We start from the raw sequence: 22,743 nt of genomic DNA, 5'->3' as shown, positions 1-22,743 counted from the left end.
GATCGCGGCCTTTTTTTGGGCTGGGGTTTTGCGGTGTCTTTGAAGGCCCTATCGGGAGCAAGCGCCCTCCCACATTTTGCATGCACTCATACATCGAATGTGGGAGGGGGCCCGATAGCCGCGCCTCGGTCTATTTGCCTAGTGGAATCTTGGGCGCCCAGGTCAGCCATTCATCCTCAAACTTGTCGAACAGCGGGAACGTTTGCTGCGGCCGTGCAGCATTGCCCATGCGCTCACCGTCTGGGGTGGCGAACGCGATGCCGCCGGCAACCAGGGTTTCCAGGGACTCCGTGCGTACAGTCGCGCCCTTGAACAGACCAAAGTCGAGGCCAAAACCACTCGTGTTCCAGAAGCGACTGCCGCTGCGCACCAAGGGTGCGTACTTGGGCTCGATCAGGATGTGGACCAGGACGCGATCGGCGGTCTGGCCCAACTCGTACCCGGTGACCTTGCCGACGGTAACTTCGCGGTAGGTAACCGGTACGCCTTCCTTCAACGAGCCGCGGCGCGCGGCGCTGAGGGTGAGGCTCAGGCCCGCCTCCTGGTGAACGGCTTCAGGCGGCTGGTCCAACGCGACGAAACTCTTTTGCGGGCCGGCGTTTTTCGCGGCTGGCTGTACTTCGATGTACTGGCCGGTGACCAGGGTTTCCAGGTTGGAGGTTTTCATCAGGCCCAGTTCAGGCTTGACCACCCAGAACTGAGTACCGACGCGCGCAATCCGGTCAGCCACTTGGGTGATACGGGCGCTGAGCAATACCGACTGCATGTCGGCACTGAGGTCGACGCTTTCGATCTTACCCACATCCAGGCCTTTGAAGCGTACGGGCGTGCCGGGACGCATGCCGTCGGCGCGGTCGACCTTGATGGTTACGAGGGTGCCGTGTTGATTGGCGGCCTCGCGATCAGCGAACAGGCGGAAGCGTGGGATGCGTTTTTTCAGGGGTACGTTCGGTTCCGGAGTTTCGAAGGCAATACCGCCAGCCATCAAGCTGGCCAGGGATTCACTCTTGACCTGGATGCCGCCGGTAAGTCCACCGGTCAGGGTGACGCCGCTGGCATTCCAGAAACGCGTCGAACCGTTGACCAGGTTTTCGTACTCCTTTTCGATGTGAACACCGATCACCAGTTGCTTGTTCTTGCGCGAGAACTGGTAGCTCTGCACCGAACCGACTTTGACTTGCTTGTAGAGAATCGGGCTGCCGACATCCAGGGAGCCCAGGTTGTCGGTGAACAGCACCAGATGCAGGCCGGGGGAACGCAGGTCCAATGGTGGCGCTTTGGCGCGGGCAACGTATTCACGCTGCGGGGCACTGCCCTTGTCGCCAGGACGGACGGCGATGTAGTTACCTTTCACCAAAGCTTCCAGACCGGTGATGCCGGCCAGGGAGATGGACGGCTTGACCACCCAGAATTGGGTGTCCTGCACCAGGTAATCTTCGGCCAGCGGGTCGAGGGTCAGCTCGGCGTTGGCGCTGGAAAGGTCGGGGTCGATCTTCAAGGTTTTCAGGCTACCGACCTGAATGCCTTTGTACATCACCGGCGTGCGCCCGGCTTGCAGACCTTCGAAGTCGGTGAGCTTGACCTTGACCCTGATACCAGCGGCTGCGGCGTCGAAGTCTTCGTATAGGCGGAAGGGCAGGCTTGGGTCGGTCGGCGGGCTGTCCTTGCGGTTTTCCGGCGTAGCGAAGGCGATACCGCCGGCGACAATGCTGGAAAGCGACTCGCTGCGCACCTTCACACCAGAGAGATTGGCGTCGATGCTGATACCACTGGCGTTCCAGAAACGCGTGTGTTTGCGCACCAGGCTGGCATAGGTCGGCTCAATGTAGACCTTGATCTCAACGGTGCTCTGGTCCTCGGACAGCAGGTAGCTTTTGACCTGGCCGACCTGGATCTGCTTGTAGAACACCGGGCTGCCACGATTCAACGAACCAAGACGGTCAGCCTTGATGGTCAGGTGCAGACCGGGCTTGGCGTCAGACAGCGGAGGCTCCTCGGAGAGCGCCTTGAACTTGCGTGTGGGCTCTCCATCGCCAGGGCTGGCGGCGATGTAGTTACCCGATACCAGTGTTTCCAGGCCGGTGATACCCGCGAGGCTGACACTGGGCTTGACCAGCCAGAAGCGCGTGTTGGTCTTAAGATATTGATCGACGTCCTTGTTCATCTCGATGGTGGCGATCACGCCGCGATTGTTCCCTTCATCGTCCAGGGCCAGCGCCTTGACCTTGCCCACGGGCATGCCTTTGTAGACCACTTCGGTCTTATTGACCTGGATTCCTTCGCCGCTTTCGAAGCGCACCTGGATCTCAATACCTTGTTGGGAATAGGCGCGCCATCCCAGCCAGCCGCCAATGATCAGGGCAATCAGGGGCAATACCCAAATGGCCGACCAGTTGGAGGCTGGGCGGGTTTTAGCTTTAGGTAGATCACTCATGGTCGTCGTCCGACTCCGTGTTGTCCCAAATCAGTCGGGGATCAAAAGTTACAGCGGCAAGCATCGTCAAGATCACCACACTGGCGAACGCCGCAGCGCCGAGGTTGGCCTCGATACTGGCAAGTCGTCCAAAGTTAACGACCGCCACCAGGATGGCGATCACGAAGATATCCAACATGGACCAGCGCCCAATGAATTCGATAAAACGGTACATCACAATACGTTGTTGCGCGGAGAGCGGTTGGTGACGCTGCACCGAGAACAGTAGCAGACCAATGCCCACCAGCTTGAATGTGGGCACCAGGATACTGGCGATAAATACCACGGCGGCGATGGGATACATCCCATGCTGCACCAATTCGATTACGCCAGCCATGATCGTACTGGGAGAGCCTTGGCCCAGCGTGTTGATCGTCATGATCGGTAATAAGTTAGCGGGTATATACAAAATCGCCGCAGTGATCAGCAAGGCCCAGGTACGTGCAAGGCTGTTGGGACGACGAGCATGGATCAGTGCACCGCAACGCGTGCAGGTTTGCTCATCGCAATCCTCTTCTTGCCTGTTCAACTCGTGGCACTCGGTACAAATCAGAATGCCTGCATCAATCGCCCGCATGATCATCGCCCCCTGACAGCGCTTGCCAGATCTGGTGCGGCGACATCACCACCTCAAGCAGAACCTGAACCATTAATAAGCTGACGAAGCAGACCAGACCAAAACCGATCGTGATGGAGGCCATGTCGGCTAGCTTGACGATCGCCACCAGGACGCCCATCAGATAGACCTCCAACATTCCCCAATCCTTCATATGGTGATAGATGCGGTACAACAACAGCCCATAGCTGCGGCCGATCTTCCAACGAATACTGAGCAGCACGGCCAATTGGCAGAGCAACTTGAGTAAGGGAATGCCCATGCTGCACATGAACACCACGGCGGCTACACCTTGCATACCGGTGTCGAACAGGCCGACTACACCGCTCCATACCGTGTCCTCTGAGGATTGCCCGAGTAGATTGAGCTGCATGATGGGTAGAAAGTTCGCAGGGATGTACAACAGCAACGCAGCGAGCACCAAGGCGAGGCTTCGCTCAATGACGTTGTGGCGGTGAGCGTACAGCTCGTAACCGCAACGCGGGCATTGGGCTTTTTCACCGAGGGCAAGTACGGGTTTGCGCATCAGCAAGTCGCACTCATGGCATGCCACCAGATCGTCCAGTGGTAAATCCGACACCCCGAGGGCATCAACCGGATCGGGCATAGATAGGGCTCTGACTCTAAAAAGGTTAGGTGCCTATTCTAGTGGTCTGGTTCAGAAATAACTGTGCAAATTTGTCGGTCACTCGCTGGAGAATTCCGTCTGACTTTTCGAGCGCCCAAAACAAAACCCCATCTGCTTTCGCAAATGGGGTTTCGGAATTTAATCTTGACGATGACCTACTCTCACATGGGGAAACCCCACACTACCATCGGCGATGCATCGTTTCACTGCTGAGTTCGGGATGGGATCAGGTGGTTCCAATGCTCTATGGTCGTCAAGAAATTCGGGTACTGACTCGTGACCAAATGGCCTCGCTTCAGCAAATTGGGTATGTGACAGCAGTCGGTGTTTTGTGAGTTACAAACTTTCGGTTCGTTTCGTCTTCACACACCGCAATCTGATGCTCTTTCGAGTAGTCAAATTGCTTGGGTGTTATATGGTCAAGCCTCACGGGCAATTAGTATTGGTTAGCTCAACGCCTCACAGCGCTTACACACCCAACCTATCAACGTCGTAGTCTTCGACGGCCCTTCAGGGAACTCAAGGTTCCAGTGAGATCTCATCTTGAGGCTAGTTTCCCGCTTAGATGCTTTCAGCGGTTATCTATTCCGAACATAGCTACCCGGCAATGCCACTGGCGTGACAACCGGAACACCAGAGGTTCGTCCACTCCGGTCCTCTCGTACTAGGAGCAGCCCCTCTCAAATCTCAAACGTCCACGGCAGATAGGGACCGAACTGTCTCACGACGTTCTAAACCCAGCTCGCGTACCACTTTAAATGGCGAACAGCCATACCCTTGGGACCGGCTTCAGCCCCAGGATGTGATGAGCCGACATCGAGGTGCCAAACACCGCCGTCGATATGAACTCTTGGGCGGTATCAGCCTGTTATCCCCGGAGTACCTTTTATCCGTTGAGCGATGGCCCTTCCATACAGAACCACCGGATCACTAAGACCTACTTTCGTACCTGCTCGACGTGTCTGTCTCGCAGTCAAGCGCGCTTTTGCCTTTATACTCTACGACCGATTTCCGACCGGTCTGAGCGCACCTTCGTACTCCTCCGTTACTCTTTAGGAGGAGACCGCCCCAGTCAAACTACCCACCATACACTGTCCTCGATCCGGATAACGGACCTGAGTTAGAACCTCAAAGTTGCCAGGGTGGTATTTCAAGGTTGGCTCCACGCAGACTGGCGTCCACGCTTCAAAGCCTCCCACCTATCCTACACAAGCAAATTCAAAGTCCAGTGCAAAGCTATAGTAAAGGTTCACGGGGTCTTTCCGTCTAGCCGCGGATACACTGCATCTTCACAGCGATTTCAATTTCACTGAGTCTCGGGTGGAGACAGCGCCGCCATCGTTACGCCATTCGTGCAGGTCGGAACTTACCCGACAAGGAATTTCGCTACCTTAGGACCGTTATAGTTACGGCCGCCGTTTACCGGGGCTTCGATCAAGAGCTTCGCGTTAGCTAACCCCATCAATTAACCTTCCGGCACCGGGCAGGCGTCACACCCTATACGTCCACTTTCGTGTTTGCAGAGTGCTGTGTTTTTAATAAACAGTCGCAGCGGCCTGGTATCTTCGACCGGCATGGGCTTACGGAGCAAGTCCTTCACCCTCACCGGCGCACCTTCTCCCGAAGTTACGGTGCCATTTTGCCTAGTTCCTTCACCCGAGTTCTCTCAAGCGCCTTGGTATTCTCTACCCAACCACCTGTGTCGGTTTGGGGTACGGTTCCTGGTTACCTGAAGCTTAGAAGCTTTTCTTGGAAGCATGGCATCAACCACTTCGCTAACTAAAAGTTAGCTCGTCATCAGCTCTCGGCCTTAGAATCCCGGATTTACCTAAGATTCCAGCCTACCACCTTAAACTTGGACAACCAACGCCAAGCTGGCCTAGCCTTCTCCGTCCCTCCATCGCAATAACCAGAAGTACAGGAATATTAACCTGTTTTCCATCGACTACGCTTTTCAGCCTCGCCTTAGGGACCGACTAACCCTGCGTCGATTAACGTTGCGCAGGAAACCTTGGTCTTTCGGCGTGGGTGTTTTTCACACCCATTGTCGTTACTCATGTCAGCATTCGCACTTCTGATACCTCCAGCAAGCTTCTCAACTCACCTTCACAGGCTTACAGAACGCTCCTCTACCGCATCACTTACGTGATACCCGTAGCTTCGGTGTATGGTTTGAGCCCCGTTACATCTTCCGCGCAGGCCGACTCGACTAGTGAGCTATTACGCTTTCTTTAAAGGGTGGCTGCTTCTAAGCCAACCTCCTAGCTGTCTAAGCCTTCCCACATCGTTTCCCACTTAACCATAACTTTGGGACCTTAGCTGACGGTCTGGGTTGTTTCCCTTTTCACGACGGACGTTAGCACCCGCCGTGTGTCTCCCATGCTCGGCACTTGTAGGTATTCGGAGTTTGCATCGGTTTGGTAAGTCGGGATGACCCCCTAGCCGAAACAGTGCTCTACCCCCTACAGTGATACATGAGGCGCTACCTAAATAGCTTTCGAGGAGAACCAGCTATCTCCGAGCTTGATTAGCCTTTCACTCCGATCCACAGGTCATCCGCTAACTTTTCAACGGTAGTCGGTTCGGTCCTCCAGTTAGTGTTACCCAACCTTCAACCTGCCCATGGATAGATCGCCCGGTTTCGGGTCTATTCCCAGCGACTAGACGCCCTATTAAGACTCGCTTTCGCTACGCCTCCCCTATTCGGTTAAGCTCGCCACTGAAAATAAGTCGCTGACCCATTATACAAAAGGTACGCAGTCACCCAACAAAGTGGGCTCCCACTGCTTGTACGCATACGGTTTCAGGATCTATTTCACTCCCCTCTCCGGGGTTCTTTTCGCCTTTCCCTCACGGTACTAGTTCACTATCGGTCAGTCAGTAGTATTTAGCCTTGGAGGATGGTCCCCCCATATTCAGACAAAGTTTCTCGTGCTCCGTCCTACTCGATTTCATGACTAAGAGACTTTCGCGTACAGGGCTATCACCCACTATGGCCGCACTTTCCAGAGCGTTCCGCTAATCTCAAAGCCACTTAAGGGCTAGTCCCCGTTCGCTCGCCACTACTAAGGGAATCTCGGTTGATTTCTTTTCCTCAGGGTACTTAGATGTTTCAGTTCCCCTGGTTCGCCTCTTGCACCTATGTATTCAGTACAAGATAACCATCTTATGATGGCTGGGTTCCCCCATTCAGACATCTCCGGATCAAAGTCTGTTTGCCGACTCCCCGAAGCTTTTCGCAGGCTACCACGTCTTTCATCGCCTCTGACTGCCAAGGCATCCACCGTATGCGCTTCTTCACTTGACCATATAACCCCAAGCAATCTGGTTATACTGTGAAGACGACATTCGCCGAAAATCTGTAATCACTCACAAATTTTACCTTAGCCTGATCCGTTACCAGTGAAAGTAACGTTCAGTCTATCTTTCTATCACATACCCAAATTTTTAAAGAACGATCTAATCAAAGACTAGAAATCAACATTCACCATCGCCAGGATGGAATGCTCATTTCTAAGCTTTCATACGTCAGAAGCAGTAGTGGTGGAGCCAAACGGGATCGAACCGTTGACCTCCTGCGTGCAAGGCAGGCGCTCTCCCAGCTGAGCTATGGCCCCATATTTCTACAGGCGTTTCCCACACAAAATTGGTGGGTCTGGGCAGATTCGAACTGCCGACCTCACCCTTATCAGGGGTGCGCTCTAACCAACTGAGCTACAGACCCAATTTCGGGCTGCTTCTTATCGTCTTCTTCAATGAATCAAGCAATTCGTGTGGGAACTTATGGAGCAGCTGATGTCGTCGATTAAGGAGGTGATCCAGCCGCAGGTTCCCCTACGGCTACCTTGTTACGACTTCACCCCAGTCATGAATCACACCGTGGTAACCGTCCTCCCGAAGGTTAGACTAGCTACTTCTGGTGCAACCCACTCCCATGGTGTGACGGGCGGTGTGTACAAGGCCCGGGAACGTATTCACCGCGACATTCTGATTCGCGATTACTAGCGATTCCGACTTCACGCAGTCGAGTTGCAGACTGCGATCCGGACTACGATCGGTTTTATGGGATTAGCTCCACCTCGCGGCTTGGCAACCCTCTGTACCGACCATTGTAGCACGTGTGTAGCCCAGGCCGTAAGGGCCATGATGACTTGACGTCATCCCCACCTTCCTCCGGTTTGTCACCGGCAGTCTCCTTAGAGTGCCCACCATGACGTGCTGGTAACTAAGGACAAGGGTTGCGCTCGTTACGGGACTTAACCCAACATCTCACGACACGAGCTGACGACAGCCATGCAGCACCTGTCTCAATGTTCCCGAAGGCACCAATCTATCTCTAGAAAGTTCATTGGATGTCAAGGCCTGGTAAGGTTCTTCGCGTTGCTTCGAATTAAACCACATGCTCCACCGCTTGTGCGGGCCCCCGTCAATTCATTTGAGTTTTAACCTTGCGGCCGTACTCCCCAGGCGGTCAACTTAATGCGTTAGCTGCGCCACTAAGAGCTCAAGGCTCCCAACGGCTAGTTGACATCGTTTACGGCGTGGACTACCAGGGTATCTAATCCTGTTTGCTCCCCACGCTTTCGCACCTCAGTGTCAGTATCAGTCCAGGTGGTCGCCTTCGCCACTGGTGTTCCTTCCTATATCTACGCATTTCACCGCTACACAGGAAATTCCACCACCCTCTACCATACTCTAGTCAGTCAGTTTTGAATGCAGTTCCCAGGTTGAGCCCGGGGATTTCACATCCAACTTAACAAACCACCTACGCGCGCTTTACGCCCAGTAATTCCGATTAACGCTTGCACCCTCTGTATTACCGCGGCTGCTGGCACAGAGTTAGCCGGTGCTTATTCTGTCGGTAACGTCAAAACAATCACGTATTAGGTAACTGCCCTTCCTCCCAACTTAAAGTGCTTTACAATCCGAAGACCTTCTTCACACACGCGGCATGGCTGGATCAGGCTTTCGCCCATTGTCCAATATTCCCCACTGCTGCCTCCCGTAGGAGTCTGGACCGTGTCTCAGTTCCAGTGTGACTGATCATCCTCTCAGACCAGTTACGGATCGTCGCCTTGGTGAGCCATTACCTCACCAACTAGCTAATCCGACCTAGGCTCATCTGATAGCGCAAGGCCCGAAGGTCCCCTGCTTTCTCCCGTAGGACGTATGCGGTATTAGCGTCCGTTTCCGAACGTTATCCCCCACTACCAGGCAGATTCCTAGGCATTACTCACCCGTCCGCCGCTCTCAAGAGAAGCAAGCTTCTCTCTACCGCTCGACTTGCATGTGTTAGGCCTGCCGCCAGCGTTCAATCTGAGCCATGATCAAACTCTTCAGTTCAAACATCTTTGGGTTTTTAAGAAACCCTAAACTTGGCTCAGCAATCGTTGGTTACATCTTTGATTTCTCGCGGAGTAACTTGTGATGCTGATAATCTTGTTGACTATCAGTCTGACTCCACAAGCACCCACACGAATTGCTTGATTCAGTTGTTAAAGAGCGGTTGGTTAAGAGCTTTCGTCTCAACCGAGGCGCGCATTCTACAGCAGCCTCATTTGCTGTCAAGCGGTTATTTTCAGAAGCTTTCGAAGATTTCTTCAACAACTTCAACCACTTGCGCTTCCGATCTCTCGTCAGCGGGAGGCGAATTCTACAGCGTTACACGCTGCTGTCAACACCTCTTTTTCAACTTCCTTTTAGCTTCGATGAACTGAAGCAACTTGCTGCCGAAAACTGCGTAACTCATTGTTTACCAAGGAGTTTTCCGTTTCGACTGCGCCGGAAGTGGGGCGAATTATAGGCTTCCAGAATCTGGCGTCAATCTTCTTTTTCATATTTCTGTCATATGGACCAAAAAAGCCCAGAAACGCGAAAGCCGGCCCCAAAGGGCCGGCCTTCTGGCTACCGAGCCTTACAAGCTGGGGAACGCGAATTGCGACGCTTCATGGCTGGCCCGTTGCGGCCAACGCTGGGTAATCGCCTTGCGGCGCGTATAGAAGCGCACCCCATCCGGCCCATACGCATGCAAATCGCCAAACAGCGAACGCTTCCAACCACCAAAGCTGTGATAGGCCACCGGCACCGGCAAAGGCACATTCACCCCCACCATACCTACTTCAATCTCATCACAGAACAGACGCGCCGCTTCACCGTCGCGGGTGAAGATGCAGGTACCGTTGCCATATTCGTGATCATTGATCAACTGCATCGCCGCTTCCAGGCTGTCCACCCGGACTACGCACAATACCGGCCCGAAGATTTCTTCCTTATAGATGCGCATCTCAGGGGTCACACGATCAAACAGGCTGCCGCCGAGGAAGAACCCGTCTTCATGCCCCGCAACACTCAAGCCTCGACCGTCGACAACCAGTTCAGCACCCGCCGCCACACCGTCTTCTATATAGCCACTGACCTTATCCCGCGCCTGCCCCGTCACCAGCGGCCCCATATCCAGCCCGCATGACGTACCCGCACCAATCTTCAGCGCCTTGACCTGCGGCACCAGCTTGGCAATCAACGCATCCGCCACCTGGTCACCTACACACACAGCCACCGAGATCGCCATGCACCGCTCGCCGCAGGAACCATATGCCGCGCCCATCAAGGCACTCACCGCATTGTCCAGGTCCGCATCCGGCATCAGCACCGCATGGTTCTTCGCCCCACCCAGCGCCTGAACGCGCTTGCCACGCTTGGTCGCCTCCGAATAGATGTACTCGGCAATCGGCGTCGAGCCTACAAAACTCAGCGCTTTCACTTCCGGCGCCTCGATCAAGGCATCCACCGCGCCCTTGTCGCCGTGTACCACGCTCAGCACGCCTTTGGGCAAGCCGGCCTCCTGCAGCAATTGCGCGATCAACAGCGTCGAGCTCGGATCACGCTCCGAAGGCTTGAGAATGAAGCAGTTACCGCACACGATCGCCAGCGGATACATCCACAACGGCACCATCGCCGGGAAGTTGAACGGGGTAATACCCGCCACCACACCCAACGGTTGGAAATCCGACCAGGCATCAATATTTGGCCCGACGTTACGGCTGTACTCGCCTTTAAGAATCTCCGGCGCCGAACACGCGTACTCCACGTTCTCGATCCCGCGCTTCAACTCGCCAGCCGCATCTTCCAGAGTCTTGCCGTGCTCCTCGCTGATCAACTGCGAGATACGCGCTTCGTTCTGCTCCAGCAACTGCTTGAAACGAAACATCACCTGGGCACGCTTGGCCGGCGGCGTATTGCGCCACGCCGGGAAAGCCGCCTTGGCGGAGTCGATTGCACGCTGAATGGTGTCACGGCTGGCCAACGGCACTTGATGAATCACCTGGCCGGTGGACGGGTTGTACACGTCGGCACTGCGACCGCTGTCATTGACCAATTCGCCGTTGATCAAGTGTTGGATAAGGCTCATGCAGGGCTCCTGAAAAGTTGTTCTATATAGAAGGAGAAATCAGTCGATCTTGTTCAGCACTTCGCCGACCGCATCGAACAGGCGATCCAGGTCCTGCGGCTTGCTGTTGAAGGTTGGCCCGAACTGCAGGGTGTCCCCGCCAAAACGCACGTAGAAACCGGCTTTCCATAAGGCCATGCCGGCCTCGAACGGACGCACGATGGCATCACCGTCGCGCGGGGCAATCTGGATCGCGCCGGCCAGGCCGTAATTGCGAATGTCGATCACGTTCTTGCTGCCCTTCAAGCCATGCAGTGCATTCTCAAAGTGCGGGGCGACTTCGGCTACGCTCTGCACCAGGTTTTCCTTCTGCAACAAGTCCAATGCCGCCAGGCCGGCCGCGCACGCCACCGGGTGGGCCGAGTAGGTATAGCCGTGAGGGAATTCCACCGCGTATTCCGGCGTCGCCTGGTTCATGAAGGTCTGGTAGATCTCACTGCTGGCAATCACCGCGCCCATCGGGATCGCGCCGTTGGTGACTTGCTTGGCGATGCACATCAAATCCGGCGTCACGCCGAAGCTATCGGCACCGAACATCGAGCCGGTACGGCCGAAACCAGTGATGACTTCATCGAACACCAAAAGGATGTTGTGCTGATCGCAGATCTCGCGCAGACGCTTGAGATAGCCCTGTGGCGGCACCAACACACCAGCGGAACCGGCCATCGGCTCGACAAACACTGCCGCGATGTTGGAAGCGTCGTGCAGCTCGATCAGCTTAAGCAACTCATCGGCCAAGGCAATACCACCCTGCTCCGGCATGCCACGGGAAAAGGCATTGCTCGCCAGCAAGGTGTGCGGCAGATGGTCAACATCCATCATCGCCTGGCCAAACAACTTACGGTTGCCATTGACCCCGCCCAGGCTGGTGCCGGCGATGTTCACGCCGTGGTAACCACGGGCACGACCGATCATCTTGGTCTTGGTGGCCTGCCCCTTCAGGCGCCAGTAGGCACGCACCATTTTCACCGCCGTATCGGCGCACTCGGAACCGGAGTCGGTGAAGAACACGTGGTTCAGGCTGCCTGGGGTCAGGTCGGTAATCTTTTCCGCCAACTGGAAGGACAACGGATGACCGTATTGGAAGCCCGGCGAGTAATCCAGGGTACCCAATTGCTTGGCCACCGCCTCCTGGATTTCCTTGCGCGTATGCCCGGCACCGCATGTCCAAAGGCCCGACAACGAGTCGTAGACCTTGCGGCCCTTGTCATCCGTCAGCCAGCTGCCTTCGGCGGCCACGATCAGGCGCGGGTCACGCTGGAAGTTACGGTTGGCGGTGTAAGGCATCCAGTGCGCATCCAACTTCAGTTGGCTGGCCAGGGACGATGGGGCGTTTTCATGCATGTTCATCAGCAAAACCTCGCAGGGCAGAAGGCAGCGTCGGGATTGAAAAGCGTAGTTGCAGCTAAATTGCCACGGGGATAAAGTCGGTGAAATCCAACTCTTCTAACCTTCAGTCAGGCCACTACTAAACTATGAGCAGCCGCCGACCCGATCCCCTGGCCCAAGTCAGCGACTTCGATATTCGCCTGCTGCGCATCTTTCGCAGTGTAGTGGAGTGTGGCGGCTTCTCGGCGGCGGAGACCGTGCTCGGCATTGGCCGCTCGGCCATCAGTCAACAAATGAGCGACCTTGAGCAACGCCTCGGTCTGCGGCTCTGCCAACGCGGCCGAGCCGGGTTCTCACTCACCGAAGAAGGCCGCGAGGTCTACCAGTCCGCCCTGCAACTGTTAAGCGCGTTGGAAAGCTTTCGCACCGAGGTCAACGGCCTCCACCAGCATTTGCGCGGCGAGCTGATCATTGGCCTCACCGACAACCTGGTGACCCTGCCCCATATGCGCATCACCCACGCCTTGGCGCAGTTGAAAGAGCGCGGCCCGGACGTGCAAATCCAGATCCGCATGATCGCCCCCAATGAAGTCGAACAAGGCGTACTCGATGGTCGCCTGCATGTCGGCGTAGTGCCGCAGGCCAGCGCCTTGTCAGGGCTGGAGTACCAGCCGCTGTACAGCGAACGCTCGCTGCTCTACTGCGCGGTCGGTCACCCGTTGTTTTACGCTGACGACAAGCAACTGGACGACGAACGCATCGACAGCCAGGACGCCATCGCCCCCACGTTTCGCTTGCCTGCCGAGATCCAGGCCCACTACCAGGCGCTCAACTGCACCGCCAGCGCCTCGGACCGCGAAGGCATGGCGTTCCTGATCCTCACCGGCCGCTATATCGGCTACTTGCCCGACCACTATGCCAGCCTATGGGTCCAACAAGGACGACTGCGCGCGCTGAAACCGGCTACGCGTTTTTACGATTTAAGCCTGGCATCGGTCACGCGCAAGGGCCGCCGCCCTCATTTGGTGCTGGAGAGCTTCCTGGAAAGTCTGGCCGCAACGCGCTAACTCGGGCCTCGCACAAAAAGCTGAGCAACTGGACAGCTTTTTGCAGGGCACATGGCACTTGAACCGTCCTCCACGAGTTTGCCCGCCATGACACCTGAATCCTCCAGCCCCAGCGACCTGATCTACGGCCTCAACGACCGTCCCAAACCCGCCCCGGCCTTTTTGGCCGCACTGCAACATGTGCTGGCCGCTTTTGTCGGCATTATCACGCCGCCACTTATCATTGGTTCCACTCTGGGCCTGGCAGCCCATTTGCCCTACCTGATCAGCATGGCGTTGATGGTGTCGGGTGTTGGCACCTTCATCCAGGCGCGCAGGCCATTTGGGATAGGCGCCGGAATGATCTGCCTGCAAGGCACCAGTTTTGCGTTCCTCGGCGCCGTGCTGTCAGCGGGCTTTTTGGTGAAACAACGTGGCGGCAGCCCGGAAGACATCATGGCGATGATCTTCGGCGTGTGCTTTTTCGGCGCGGCGGTGCAGATCGTACTGAGCCGTTTCATCGGCCAACTACGCCGCGTGATCACGCCACTGGTCACCGGCATCGTGATTACGTTGATCGGCATCAGCCTGATCAAAGTCGGCATCACCGACCTCGGCGGCGGCTTCAATGCCCCCGACTTCGGCGCTCCCACCAATCTGGCCTTGGGCTTGTTCGTGGTGTTGACGATCATCCTGCTCAACCGCTCGAACACACCTTGGGTGCGCCTTTCAGCCATTATCATCGGACTGGCCCTCGGTAGCCTCGCCGCCTGGCTCTGCGGAAAACTGGTGCCCCAGGCCCTGCCCGACTTGCCTTGGGTCAGCCTGCCAATCCCATTTCGCTTCGGGTTCAACTTCGACTGGAGCGCCTTCCTACCGATCGCGCTGATTTATCTGATCAGCAGCATCGAAACCGTCGGTGACCTCACCGCCAACTGCATGATCGCCCGACAGCCCATCAGCGGCCCCTCCTATATAAGACGGCTCAAGGGCGGCGTGCTGGGCGATGGCGTGAGTTGTATGATCGCCGCCACCTTCAGCGCCTTCCCCAACACCACTTTTGCGCAGAATAACGGCGTGATCCAACTCACCGGAGTGGCCAGCCGTTACGTGGGTTTATACATCGGTGTGGTGCTGTTTTGTCTCGGCTTGTTTCCGTTGATCGGTGCCGTGCTGCAGCAAATTCCCAAACCGGTATTGGGCGGCGCAACCCTGGTGATGTTCGGCAGCGTGGCCGCCGCCGGCGTGCGCATCCTCGCCCAGGCACCGTTGGACCGACGCAGCATGCTGATCATCGCTACCTCGTTCGGCGTCGGCCTGGGCATCGCAGCCCAACCGAACCTGTTGCACCTGATGCCGACATTGGTCCAGAACCTGTTCGACTCCGCCATCACCAGCGGCGGCCTGACCGCCATTGTGTTGTGCCTCTTGTTGCCGGAAGCCAACGCGGCCCACGCGGGCGCAAACCACGCGCCGGAGAGCGACACACTGGAATCGCTTTGACGGTTTTATTGCATCGGGACTTGTCTGGGGCTTGAGGGTGGGTTATCTGTGCACACGTCGTCTCTATCGATCAGCACGGTAATCTCCATGAGCCTCGAAGTTCCTGCCCATAGCAACCACGCCGGTAAACCCGCCAGCCGCATTCGGCAAAAGAACGAACAAGCGATTCTGCAGGCGGCTGAAGATGAGTTCGCGCGCCATGGCTACAAAGGCACCAGCATGAACACCATCGCCGCGAGTGCCGGGCTGCCCAAGGCCAACTTGCATTACTACTTCACCAACAAGCTGGGCCTGTATATCGCAGTGCTCAGCAATATCCTCGAACTGTGGGACAGCACCTTCAACACACTGACCGCCGAGGACGACCCTGCGCTAGCGCTTACCCGCTACATCCGCACCAAGATGGAGTTCTCGCGGCGCCAACCCCAGGCGTCGCGCATCTTCGCCATGGAGATCATCAGCGGTGGCGAATGCCTTACCGAATATTTCAGCCAGGACTACCGCGCCTGGTTCAGCGGCCGCGCCGCGGTGTTCCAAGCCTGGATCGATGCGGGCAAGATGGACCCCATCGACCCCGTGCACCTGATCTTTCTGCTGTGGGGCAGCACCCAGCACTACGCCGACTTCGCGACCCAGATCTGCCGCGTCACCGGTCGCACCAAACTGACCAAGCAAGACATGGAAGACGCCGGCACCAACCTGATCCACATCATTCTCAAAGGCTGCGGCATCAAGCCGGCCCTCTAGACGAAGCAACCTATGTCTTTCACGCTTACAGGCTGTTGCGAATTTCGTGAAGAAATACGCAAAAGCCGCTTTATCACCCTCGCCGCCCCCATCACCAGCCCGCAGGACGCCCAGGCGTTTTTCGAGCAGCACAGCGACCTGAACGCCACGCACAATTGCTGGGCCTGGAAGCTGGCCGATCAATACCGCAGCAATGACGACGGCGAACCCGGCGGCACGGCCGGCCGGCCGATCCTGGCAGCCATCGAGGCCCAGGGGTTCGATCAAGTCGCGGTGCTGGTGATCCGTTGGTACGGCGGCATCCAATTGGGCACCGGCGGCCTGGCCCGCGCCTACGGTGGCGGCGCAAATAAGTGCCTGCAAAACGCCGAACGCATCGAGCTGATCAGCCGCGTGCCGTTGAGCTGCGCCTGTGGGTTTTCCGAATTGAACCTGGTGAAACTGCGCGTCGCCGAACTGGGCGGGCTGGTGGTGCAGGAAAACTTCACCGCCAACGGTGTGGAACTGCAACTGGCCCTGGGCGCCGCCCACATCGATACGCTGCAAACCCAGCTTGCCGACTTGAGCCGTGGGCGTATCCTGCTGCAACGTTGAAACTGCTTGCCCCTCTGAACCTCGACGCCAAAGGAAGCTTTTCATGTCTACGCCAAAAACCGCATTGATCATCGGCGCCTCGCGCGGGCTGGGCCTTGGCCTGGTCAAGCAATTGCTCCAGGACGGCTGGGACGTGACCGCCACCGTGCGTGACCCAAGCAAGGCCGATGCCCTGAAAGCCGTGGGCCCGGTGCAGATCGAGAAACTCGACATGGACGATCAGCAAGCCGTGATCGCCCTGGCCCTGCGCCTCAAGGAGCGCACCTTTGACCTGCTGTTCGTCAACGCAGGGGTAAAAGGCCCCGCCAACCAGGAGCCCGGCCACGCTACGTTGGCCGAAGTCGGCCAGCTGTTTTTCACCAACGCCGTGGCGCCGATCAACCTGGCACAGCGCTTTGTCGGGCAGATCCGCAAAAACAGCGGCGTACTGGCCTTCATGAGTTCAGTGCTGGGTAGCGTGACCATCCCCGACGGTTCGGACCTGGCGCTGTACAAGGCCAGCAAGGCCGCGCTCAACTCGATGACCAACAGTTTCATCACCCAACTCGGCGACCATAAGCTCACCGTCCTGTCGATGCACCCGGGCTGGGTCAAAACCGACATGGGCGGTGAAGACGCGCACATCGATGTCGACACCAGCGTGCGCGGCCTGGTCGACCAAGTGAACGCCTACACCGGCAAAGGCGGCCATCACTTCGTGGACTACAAAGGCGACACCATCGCCTGGTAAACACCACGGGGCAGACGGTGGGAGCAAGCCGCTCCCACACTGGCCGTATCCGCTTTCCTACCTCTAGACCAGACCTCGAACTACACGTAGTCTACGCATCTCGCCCTTCCCGGCGACCCTGGATCAGCAGACAGGGCAACACTGAGCTGGCAAACCTGAACCCATCATTCAGAGGAGCCGGCCAATGCCTGCGACCCGTATCTGGTTAAAAAACCCCCTCGCGATTTTCACCGCCAATGGCCTCGACGCGCGTGGCGGCCTGGTGCTGCAAGACCGTGTGATCACCCAAGTGCTGGCCCACGGGCAAGTCCCCACGCAGCCCTGCACACAGGTGTTCGATGCCCGTGAGCATGTGGTCCTTCCGGGGTTGATCAACACCCACCATCACTTTTACCAAACCCTCACCCGTGCCTGGGCGCCGGTGGTCAACCAGCCGTTGTTCCCGTGGCTCAAAACCCTGTACCCGGTATGGGCACGCCTGACCCCGGAAAAACTCGCCCTGGCCAGCAAAGTCGCGCTGGCCGAGTTGCTGCTCTCAGGTTGCACCACGGCGGCCGACCACCACTACCTGTTCCCCGATGGGCTGGAAAACGCCATCGATGTACAAGTCGCCAGCGTGCGCGAATTGGGCATGCGCGCGATGCTCACCCGGGGCTCCATGAGCCTGGGCGAAGCGGACGGCGGCTTGCCGCCCCAGCAGACGGTGCAGCAAGGCCAGGTGATCCTCGACGACAGTCAACGGCTGATCCGCCAATACCATGAGCGGGACGACGGGGCGCAGATCCAGATTGCCCTGGCGCCCTGCTCACCGTTTTCAGTCACTGCCGAAATCATGCGCGCCAGCGCCGAGATGGCCAGCAGCCTTGATGTGCGCCTGCACACCCACTTGGCGGAAACCCTCGATGAGGAAGACTTCTGCCTGCAACGCTTCGGCCTGCGCACCGTGGATTACCTCGACAGCGTCGGCTGGCTCGGCCCGCGCACCTGGCTCGCGCATGGCATTCACTTCAACCCGGATGAAATTGCGCGCCTTGGCGCTGCCGGCACCGGTGTCTGCCATTGCCCGAGTTCGAATATGCGCCTGGCCTCCGGCATCTGCCCTACCTTGGATTTGCTCGCTGCCGGCGCGCCTATCGGTATTGGCGTGGATGGGTCTGCGTCCAATGATGCCTCGAACATGATCCTCGAAGCGCGTCAGGCCCTGTACATTCAGCGCCTGCGTTATGGCGCAGAAAAAATCACTCCCGAAGGCGTACTGGGCTGGGCCACCAAAGGCTCGGCGCAATTGCTGGGACGTACGGATATCGGCGAATTGGCTGTGGGCAAACAGGCCGACCTGGCGCTGTTCAAGCTTGATGAGCTGCGCTTCTCCGGCAGTCATGACCCGATTTCGGCGCTGCTGTTGTGCGGCGCCGACCGAGCCGATCGGGTGATGATTGCGGGCAAATGGCGCGTGGTCGATGGCCAGGTCGAAGGCCTGGACCTCAAAGGCTTGATCGCCGATCACACCCAGGCCGCGCGACACCTGATTGCAGGCTGACTACACGCCCAGCAGCGACAACATGATAAAGGTCGCAAACAGCACAAAATGGGTCATCCCTTCGATGGCGTTGGTTTCGCCATCGTTGAGGTTGATCGCACTGACGATCAACGTGATAAACACCATCACCGTTTGCACCGGCGTCATCGCCATCTGGAACGGCTGGCCGGTATAGAGCGCCATGGCCTCCATCACCGGCACGGTCAAAATCACCGTCGACAGCGACGCGCCCAGCGCAATATTCACCACCGACTGCATGCGGTTGGCGAGTGCGGCGCGTAGCGCGGTCAGAATCTCCGGCGCGGCCGAAATAGCCGCCACCACAATCGCCGTGATCACCGGCGGTGCGCCCGTGCCTTCCAGGCCCAGGTCGAGGGTCTTGGACATCACCTCGGCCAGCGCGCCAATCACGATCACGCCAAACACCAGAGTGCCGATGGAAAACGCGAGGTTCACCGGCGTTTCCTGTTCTTCTTCCGGCAGTTTTTTGCGGCGTTTTTCCGGGTAGCTATAGCTGAAGAAATAACTGTGGGGCCCCACCTGCATGCGCAGGAACAAGGTATAGAGCACCACCATCGCGCCAATGGTGAAGGCCGAGTAAATTTTCCAGTCGGCTTCGGGGATAAATTCCGGCACCACCATCGATACGCCCATGGCGGTGAGAATCATCACGCTGTAGGTGCGTGCTGAATCATCGTTGTAGGACTGTTCGCCATGTTTGATGCCACCCATCAACGCGGCCAGGCCGAGGATGCCGTTGATATCCAGCATCACCGCCGAATAGATGGTGTCGCGCACCAAGGTCGGCGACGGCTCGTTACTCATCATGATCGCCAGGATCACCACTTCCACCAACACCGCCGCGAGGGTCAGGATCATGGTGCCGTAGGGGTCGCCGACTTTTTCCGCCAGTTGCTCGGCGTGGTGCGCCACACGCATTGACGCAACCACAATAAAAGCGATCAACGCCACACCGGCCAACAGCGCCACTATCTGCCCGCTGTGCAGCATCCAGTGCTCCAGCGGATAAGCGGCGATGGCGGCAATCAGCGCCAGCAGCATGAATTTTTCTTGCTTGAGGAGTGTGAGCATTACGGGCCTTTTCAAACGCCAAATCAGTCATTGATGGGTTAGAGACTGCGCCACGCTGCTAACGTTTCGTTACACCTTAGTTCACGTCGCCCTTGCGCGAATAAACCGAATACTCTCCTGCCGGTCAGGTTTTGCCGATTATTTCAGCCATGACCTGTAGAATGCCGCCATTGCACCTGATGAGAATTTAGACATGTACGATTGGCTCAACGCCCTGCCCAAGGCTGAACTGCACCTGCATCTGGAAGGCTCGCTGGAGCCGGAGTTGCTGTTCGCCCTGGCTGAACGCAACAAAATCGCGCTGCCGTGGAATGACGTCGAAACCCTGCGCAAGGCCTACGCCTTCAATAACCTGCAAGAGTTTCTCGACCTGTATTACCAGGGCGCCGACGTACTGCGCACGTCACAGGACTTCTACGACCTGACCTGGGCCTACCTGCTGCGCTGCAAAGCGCAGAACGTGATCCACACCGAACCCTTCTTCGACCCGCAAACCCACACCGACCGTGGCGTGCCGTTTGAAGTGGTGCTTAACGGCATCGCCGCTGCGCTTAAAGATGGCGAGCAGCAACTGGGCATCACCAGCGGTTTGATCCTGAGCTTCCTACGCCATCTGAGCGAAGACGAAGCGCAGAAAACCCTCGACCAGGCGCTGCCGTTCCGTGACGCGTTCGTGGCCGTAGGCCTGGACAGTTCGGAAATGGGCCACCCACCGAGCAAGTTCCAGCGCGTATTCGATCGTGCCCGCCATGAAGGCTTCCTCACCGTGGCCCACGCCGGCGAAGAAGGCCCGCCCGAGTACATCTGGGAAGCCATCGACCTGCTGAAAATCCAGCGTATCGACCACGGCGTACGTGCCATCGAAGACGAGCGCCTGATGCAGCGCATCATCGACGAGCAGATCCCGCTCACCGTGTGCCCACTGTCCAACACCAAGCTTTGCGTGTTCGATGACATGGCCCAGCACAACATCCTCGACATGCTCGAGCGTGGTGTGAAGGTGACGGTAAACTCGGACGACCCCGCGTACTTCGGCGGTTACGTGACCGAGAACTTCCACGCGTTGTACACCTCGCTGGGCATGACCCAGGACCAGGCCAAACGCCTGGCGCAAAACAGTCTGGATGCGCGCCTCGTAAAACCCTGACACGCCCCGACGGTAGGCGTGGGCGCCTGAAGGCGCTGGCGCCTACCGCAGGGTCAATCGGGCGATCTCCTGAATGCCGATCTCGTTGACCTGCACGGCCTGGGACTCGTTGACCAGGCTGATCCAGTTCGACTGCAGGAACAATTGCATTAACCCCGCGCCCAGCGCACCGCCCAAGTGCGGTTGCTGCTGGCTCCAGTCGAAACAGTCGCACACCAGCGGCGATACCAGTGCCTGGGTAAAAATGCCCAGCTGCGCCAGGCAATGCGCGCCTTTGACCGTGACGTCGGTACGATGCTCATGACGTTCGAGCCACCCCGCCGCCATCATCCGTTCATACAGCCCCGCCGCCATTTCGCCACCGAGGTGGCCATGGCACAGTCGCGCCCGTCTCAACGAGGGCGGCGCCAGCAGCACCGCGGGTGAAGCATCCGGCGCGCTGCGTGCGGCACTGGCCAGGGTGGTACTGGCCAAGGCGTCGATGGCGGCGCAAACATCGGCGGCCGCCACGCGAAACAGCCGTTTGCCACGTCGCGCCTCGACACGCAGCAAGCCGCTACCCGTCAACCGTGCCAGATGCGCATTGGCCGAGGCCGCCGACAACCCGGCCACTGTCGCCAGTTCCTGCGATGACTTGACCGAGCCGTCCATCAAGGACCAGAGCATGGCGGTGCGTTTGGGCTCGGCGAGCAAGCTGGCGATCTGACTGATGCAAGGTGCCTCTTCCATCTATTAACTCCCTGTCGAATTATTTTTGTACCGCAGTTGGCGCCAAAGTATAGGTGCGCCAAGCGCCAGTTCCGTGGCGTCTGACACCGGGAATAGGGACAGGGCTTGAGCGAAATTTCCGCTGATGGTGGAGGTTATTGCCCAACGCCCGCTCGGGACGGCAACTGCGCCGTCAATGTCGCACAGCGCGCCGCGAGCATTTCGCGCAGCAGGTTGATGGGTTTGCTCAGTTGGGCACGGTGGGCGCACAGCAGATTGAGCGGCGTAGGCTCGCCACGCAGCTCCGGCAGGATCAGGCGCAAGCGCCCGGCCAGCACGTCGCTGCTCACATCCAGCCAGGATTTGTAGGCAATGCCCACTCCCGCCACAGCCCAGCGCCGGACGACATCGGCATCATCGCTGAATCGGTCTCCGGACACCGTCAGGCTGACTTCGCGCTTGCCGTCGTGGAATGTCCAGTGGTCATGCACCCGGCTGCCCAGCATGTAAAGCAGGCAATTATGCTGGGCCAGTTGCTCCAGGTGCCGGGGCTCGCCGTGGCGCGCCAGGTAACCGGGGGCGGCACACAGCACGCGAATATTGGTCGGCGCCACCGGCAATGCGATCAGGCTCGAATCTTCGGGCTCACCGTAGCGCAGGGCGATGTCCACCGGTTGGCGGAACAGGTCGGCAATCCGATCGCCCAGCAGCAGACGCACGGCGAGCTGGGGGTGTTCACGCTGGAATTCATCCAGCCATGGCAACAGCTGGTTGCGACCAAAATCCGAGGGCGCCGACAGTTGCAACACACCACTGACATGGTCCTGGCCGCTGGCCAATAGGCGCCGCCCTTCGTCCAGTGAGCTCAAGGCCGCGCGGGCATATTCCAAAAAGCCTTCACCTTCGGCAGTCAGCCGCAGGCTGCGAGTGGAGCGTGCCAGCAAGCGCGCGCCCAGTTGCTGCTCGATGCGTTTAAGCGCTGCGCTGGCTACAGCGGGTGACAGGTCCATCACTCGAGCCGCCGCCGACAAACTGCCCAGGTCCGCCGCGCGCACAAACAGCTGCAAATCATCAAAACGCAGCATTTGGCGCCCCATTATCAAAATTTGGTTGAAACAGCGTGCTGTTTTAGCCGCTTTTTCT

At 57.9% G+C, this 22,743-nt stretch carries 15 protein-coding genes, 2 tRNA genes and 3 rRNA genes; 7 read left to right on the top strand and 13 right to left on the bottom strand.

The genetic code is table 11. The annotated features are described in order from the left end of the window. Nucleotides 1-130: 130 nt before the first annotated feature. The 10 genes from AB4O25_RS21920 to aptA form a co-directional block, all read right to left on the bottom strand. The gene (locus AB4O25_RS21920; RefSeq protein ID WP_065877355.1) at nt 131-2,434 is read right to left on the bottom strand and encodes a PqiB family protein; all 2,304 of its coding nucleotides are present in this window, start codon (nt 2,432-2,434) and stop codon (nt 131-133) included. Then, complete coding sequence (locus tag AB4O25_RS21915) at nt 2,427-3,050, bottom strand: paraquat-inducible protein A (RefSeq protein ID WP_017529963.1); 624 nt, start codon at nt 3,048-3,050, stop codon at nt 2,427-2,429. Before AB4O25_RS21915 ends, AB4O25_RS21920 begins: the two co-directional genes overlap by 8 nt. Continuing rightward, nucleotides 3,037-3,696, bottom strand: a complete 660-nt coding sequence (locus tag AB4O25_RS21910) for a paraquat-inducible protein A (RefSeq protein ID WP_460149969.1) — start codon at nt 3,694-3,696, stop codon at nt 3,037-3,039. The genes AB4O25_RS21915 and AB4O25_RS21910 overlap by 14 nt, the downstream gene beginning before the upstream one ends. 163 nt (nt 3,697-3,859) lie before the next feature. Beyond that, nucleotides 3,860-3,975 (bottom strand): 5S ribosomal RNA (gene rrf, locus AB4O25_RS21905). Between the two features lie 157 nt (nt 3,976-4,132). Then, nucleotides 4,133-7,024: ribosomal RNA gene (locus tag AB4O25_RS21900) — 23S ribosomal RNA — on the bottom strand. Nucleotides 7,025-7,258: 234 nt separating this feature from the next. Continuing rightward, nucleotides 7,259-7,334: transfer RNA gene (locus AB4O25_RS21895), tRNA-Ala, on the bottom strand. 30 nt (nt 7,335-7,364) lie between these two features. Beyond that, nucleotides 7,365-7,441 (bottom strand) — tRNA-Ile (locus AB4O25_RS21890). A gap of 82 nt (nt 7,442-7,523) precedes the next feature. After that, nucleotides 7,524-9,060 (bottom strand): 16S ribosomal RNA (locus AB4O25_RS21885). Together the 16S, 23S and 5S rRNA genes with 2 tRNA genes alongside form the textbook arrangement of a ribosomal RNA operon. Before the next feature lie 571 nt (nt 9,061-9,631). Further along, entirely contained in the window at nt 9,632-11,125 is a 1,494-nt protein-coding gene (locus AB4O25_RS21880; protein ID WP_017527825.1) for a CoA-acylating methylmalonate-semialdehyde dehydrogenase, read from the bottom strand. 39 nt (nt 11,126-11,164) lie between these two features. Next, the gene (gene aptA, locus AB4O25_RS21875; protein ID WP_116079073.1) at nt 11,165-12,514 is read right to left on the bottom strand and encodes an omega-aminotransferase AptA; all 1,350 of its coding nucleotides are present in this window, start codon (nt 12,512-12,514) and stop codon (nt 11,165-11,167) included. A 125-nt stretch (nt 12,515-12,639) separates the two neighbouring features. Here aptA and AB4O25_RS21870 point away from each other — a divergent pair, with 125 nt between their 5' ends. The 6 genes from AB4O25_RS21870 (at nt 12,640) to AB4O25_RS21845 (ending at nt 18,653) form a co-directional block, all read left to right on the top strand. Further along, nucleotides 12,640-13,560 carry a LysR family transcriptional regulator gene (locus AB4O25_RS21870; RefSeq protein WP_065879397.1) on the top strand — a complete coding sequence of 307 codons (921 nt, stop codon included), beginning with the start codon at nt 12,640-12,642 and terminating at the stop codon, nt 13,558-13,560. Between the two features lie 87 nt (nt 13,561-13,647). Next, nucleotides 13,648-15,042: a nucleobase:cation symporter-2 family protein gene (locus tag AB4O25_RS21865; RefSeq protein ID WP_116079071.1), complete on the top strand. Its 1,395-nt coding sequence runs from the start codon at nt 13,648-13,650 to the stop codon at nt 15,040-15,042. An 87-nt stretch (nt 15,043-15,129) separates the two neighbouring features. Then, complete coding sequence (locus AB4O25_RS21860) at nt 15,130-15,789, top strand: TetR/AcrR family transcriptional regulator (RefSeq protein ID WP_017527829.1); 660 nt, start codon at nt 15,130-15,132, stop codon at nt 15,787-15,789. Nucleotides 15,790-15,801: 12 nt separating this feature from the next. Beyond that, nucleotides 15,802-16,383 carry an IMPACT family protein gene (locus AB4O25_RS21855; protein ID WP_017527830.1) on the top strand — a complete coding sequence of 194 codons (582 nt, stop codon included), beginning with the start codon at nt 15,802-15,804 and terminating at the stop codon, nt 16,381-16,383. A gap of 43 nt (nt 16,384-16,426) precedes the next feature. After that, nucleotides 16,427-17,113, top strand: a complete 687-nt coding sequence (locus AB4O25_RS21850) for an SDR family oxidoreductase (protein ID WP_017527831.1) — start codon at nt 16,427-16,429, stop codon at nt 17,111-17,113. Nucleotides 17,114-17,297: 184 nt separating this feature from the next. After that, complete coding sequence (locus AB4O25_RS21845; protein ID WP_017527832.1) at nt 17,298-18,653, top strand: 8-oxoguanine deaminase; 1,356 nt, start codon at nt 17,298-17,300, stop codon at nt 18,651-18,653. On the opposite strand, the gene AB4O25_RS21840 is transcribed toward AB4O25_RS21845, so the two are convergent. Continuing rightward, nucleotides 18,654-19,745: a calcium:cation antiporter gene (locus tag AB4O25_RS21840; RefSeq protein ID WP_065879399.1), complete on the bottom strand. Its 1,092-nt coding sequence runs from the start codon at nt 19,743-19,745 to the stop codon at nt 18,654-18,656. Between the two features lie 193 nt (nt 19,746-19,938). Between AB4O25_RS21840 and AB4O25_RS21835 the strand changes: the two genes are divergently transcribed. Continuing rightward, nucleotides 19,939-20,892 (top strand): adenosine deaminase, encoded by a 954-nt coding sequence (locus AB4O25_RS21835; protein WP_068933845.1) that lies wholly within the window; start codon nt 19,939-19,941, stop codon nt 20,890-20,892. Between the two features lie 42 nt (nt 20,893-20,934). Here AB4O25_RS21835 and AB4O25_RS21830 read toward each other — a convergent pair whose 3' ends face one another. Then, nucleotides 20,935-21,621: an ArsR/SmtB family transcription factor gene (locus tag AB4O25_RS21830; protein WP_068933844.1), complete on the bottom strand. Its 687-nt coding sequence runs from the start codon at nt 21,619-21,621 to the stop codon at nt 20,935-20,937. Between the two features lie 134 nt (nt 21,622-21,755). Beyond that, a complete protein-coding gene (locus AB4O25_RS21825; protein WP_065879401.1) occupies nt 21,756-22,685 on the bottom strand; it encodes a LysR family transcriptional regulator in 930 nt (309 codons plus the stop codon). Between the last annotated feature and the right edge of the window lie 58 nt (nt 22,686-22,743).

It is taken from the genome of Pseudomonas sp. S3_A03 (assembly GCF_054668275.1).
This window is presented reverse-complemented; position numbering and strand designations above follow the sequence as displayed.

Coding starts and splice junctions, on each gene's coding strand:
- AB4O25_RS21920 (WP_065877355.1), bottom strand. CDS start 2,434: ATGAGTGATCTACCTAAAGCTAAAACCCGCCCAGCCTCCAACTGGTCG.
- AB4O25_RS21915 (WP_017529963.1), bottom strand. CDS start 3,050: ATGCGGGCGATTGATGCAGGCATTCTGATTTGTACCGAGTGCCACGAG.
- AB4O25_RS21910 (WP_460149969.1), bottom strand. CDS start 3,696: ATGCCCGATCCGGTTGATGCCCTCGGGGTGTCGGATTTACCACTGGAC.
- AB4O25_RS21880 (WP_017527825.1), bottom strand. CDS start 11,125: ATGAGCCTTATCCAACACTTGATCAACGGCGAATTGGTCAATGACAGC.
- aptA (WP_116079073.1), bottom strand. CDS start 12,514: ATGAACATGCATGAAAACGCCCCATCGTCCCTGGCCAGCCAACTGAAG.
- AB4O25_RS21870 (WP_065879397.1), top strand. CDS start 12,640: ATGAGCAGCCGCCGACCCGATCCCCTGGCCCAAGTCAGCGACTTCGAT.
- AB4O25_RS21865 (WP_116079071.1), top strand. CDS start 13,648: ATGACACCTGAATCCTCCAGCCCCAGCGACCTGATCTACGGCCTCAAC.
- AB4O25_RS21860 (WP_017527829.1), top strand. CDS start 15,130: ATGAGCCTCGAAGTTCCTGCCCATAGCAACCACGCCGGTAAACCCGCC.
- AB4O25_RS21855 (WP_017527830.1), top strand. CDS start 15,802: ATGTCTTTCACGCTTACAGGCTGTTGCGAATTTCGTGAAGAAATACGC.
- AB4O25_RS21850 (WP_017527831.1), top strand. CDS start 16,427: ATGTCTACGCCAAAAACCGCATTGATCATCGGCGCCTCGCGCGGGCTG.
- AB4O25_RS21845 (WP_017527832.1), top strand. CDS start 17,298: ATGCCTGCGACCCGTATCTGGTTAAAAAACCCCCTCGCGATTTTCACC.
- AB4O25_RS21840 (WP_065879399.1), bottom strand. CDS start 19,745: ATGCTCACACTCCTCAAGCAAGAAAAATTCATGCTGCTGGCGCTGATT.
- AB4O25_RS21835 (WP_068933845.1), top strand. CDS start 19,939: ATGTACGATTGGCTCAACGCCCTGCCCAAGGCTGAACTGCACCTGCAT.
- AB4O25_RS21830 (WP_068933844.1), bottom strand. CDS start 21,621: ATGGAAGAGGCACCTTGCATCAGTCAGATCGCCAGCTTGCTCGCCGAG.
- AB4O25_RS21825 (WP_065879401.1), bottom strand. CDS start 22,685: ATGCTGCGTTTTGATGATTTGCAGCTGTTTGTGCGCGCGGCGGACCTG.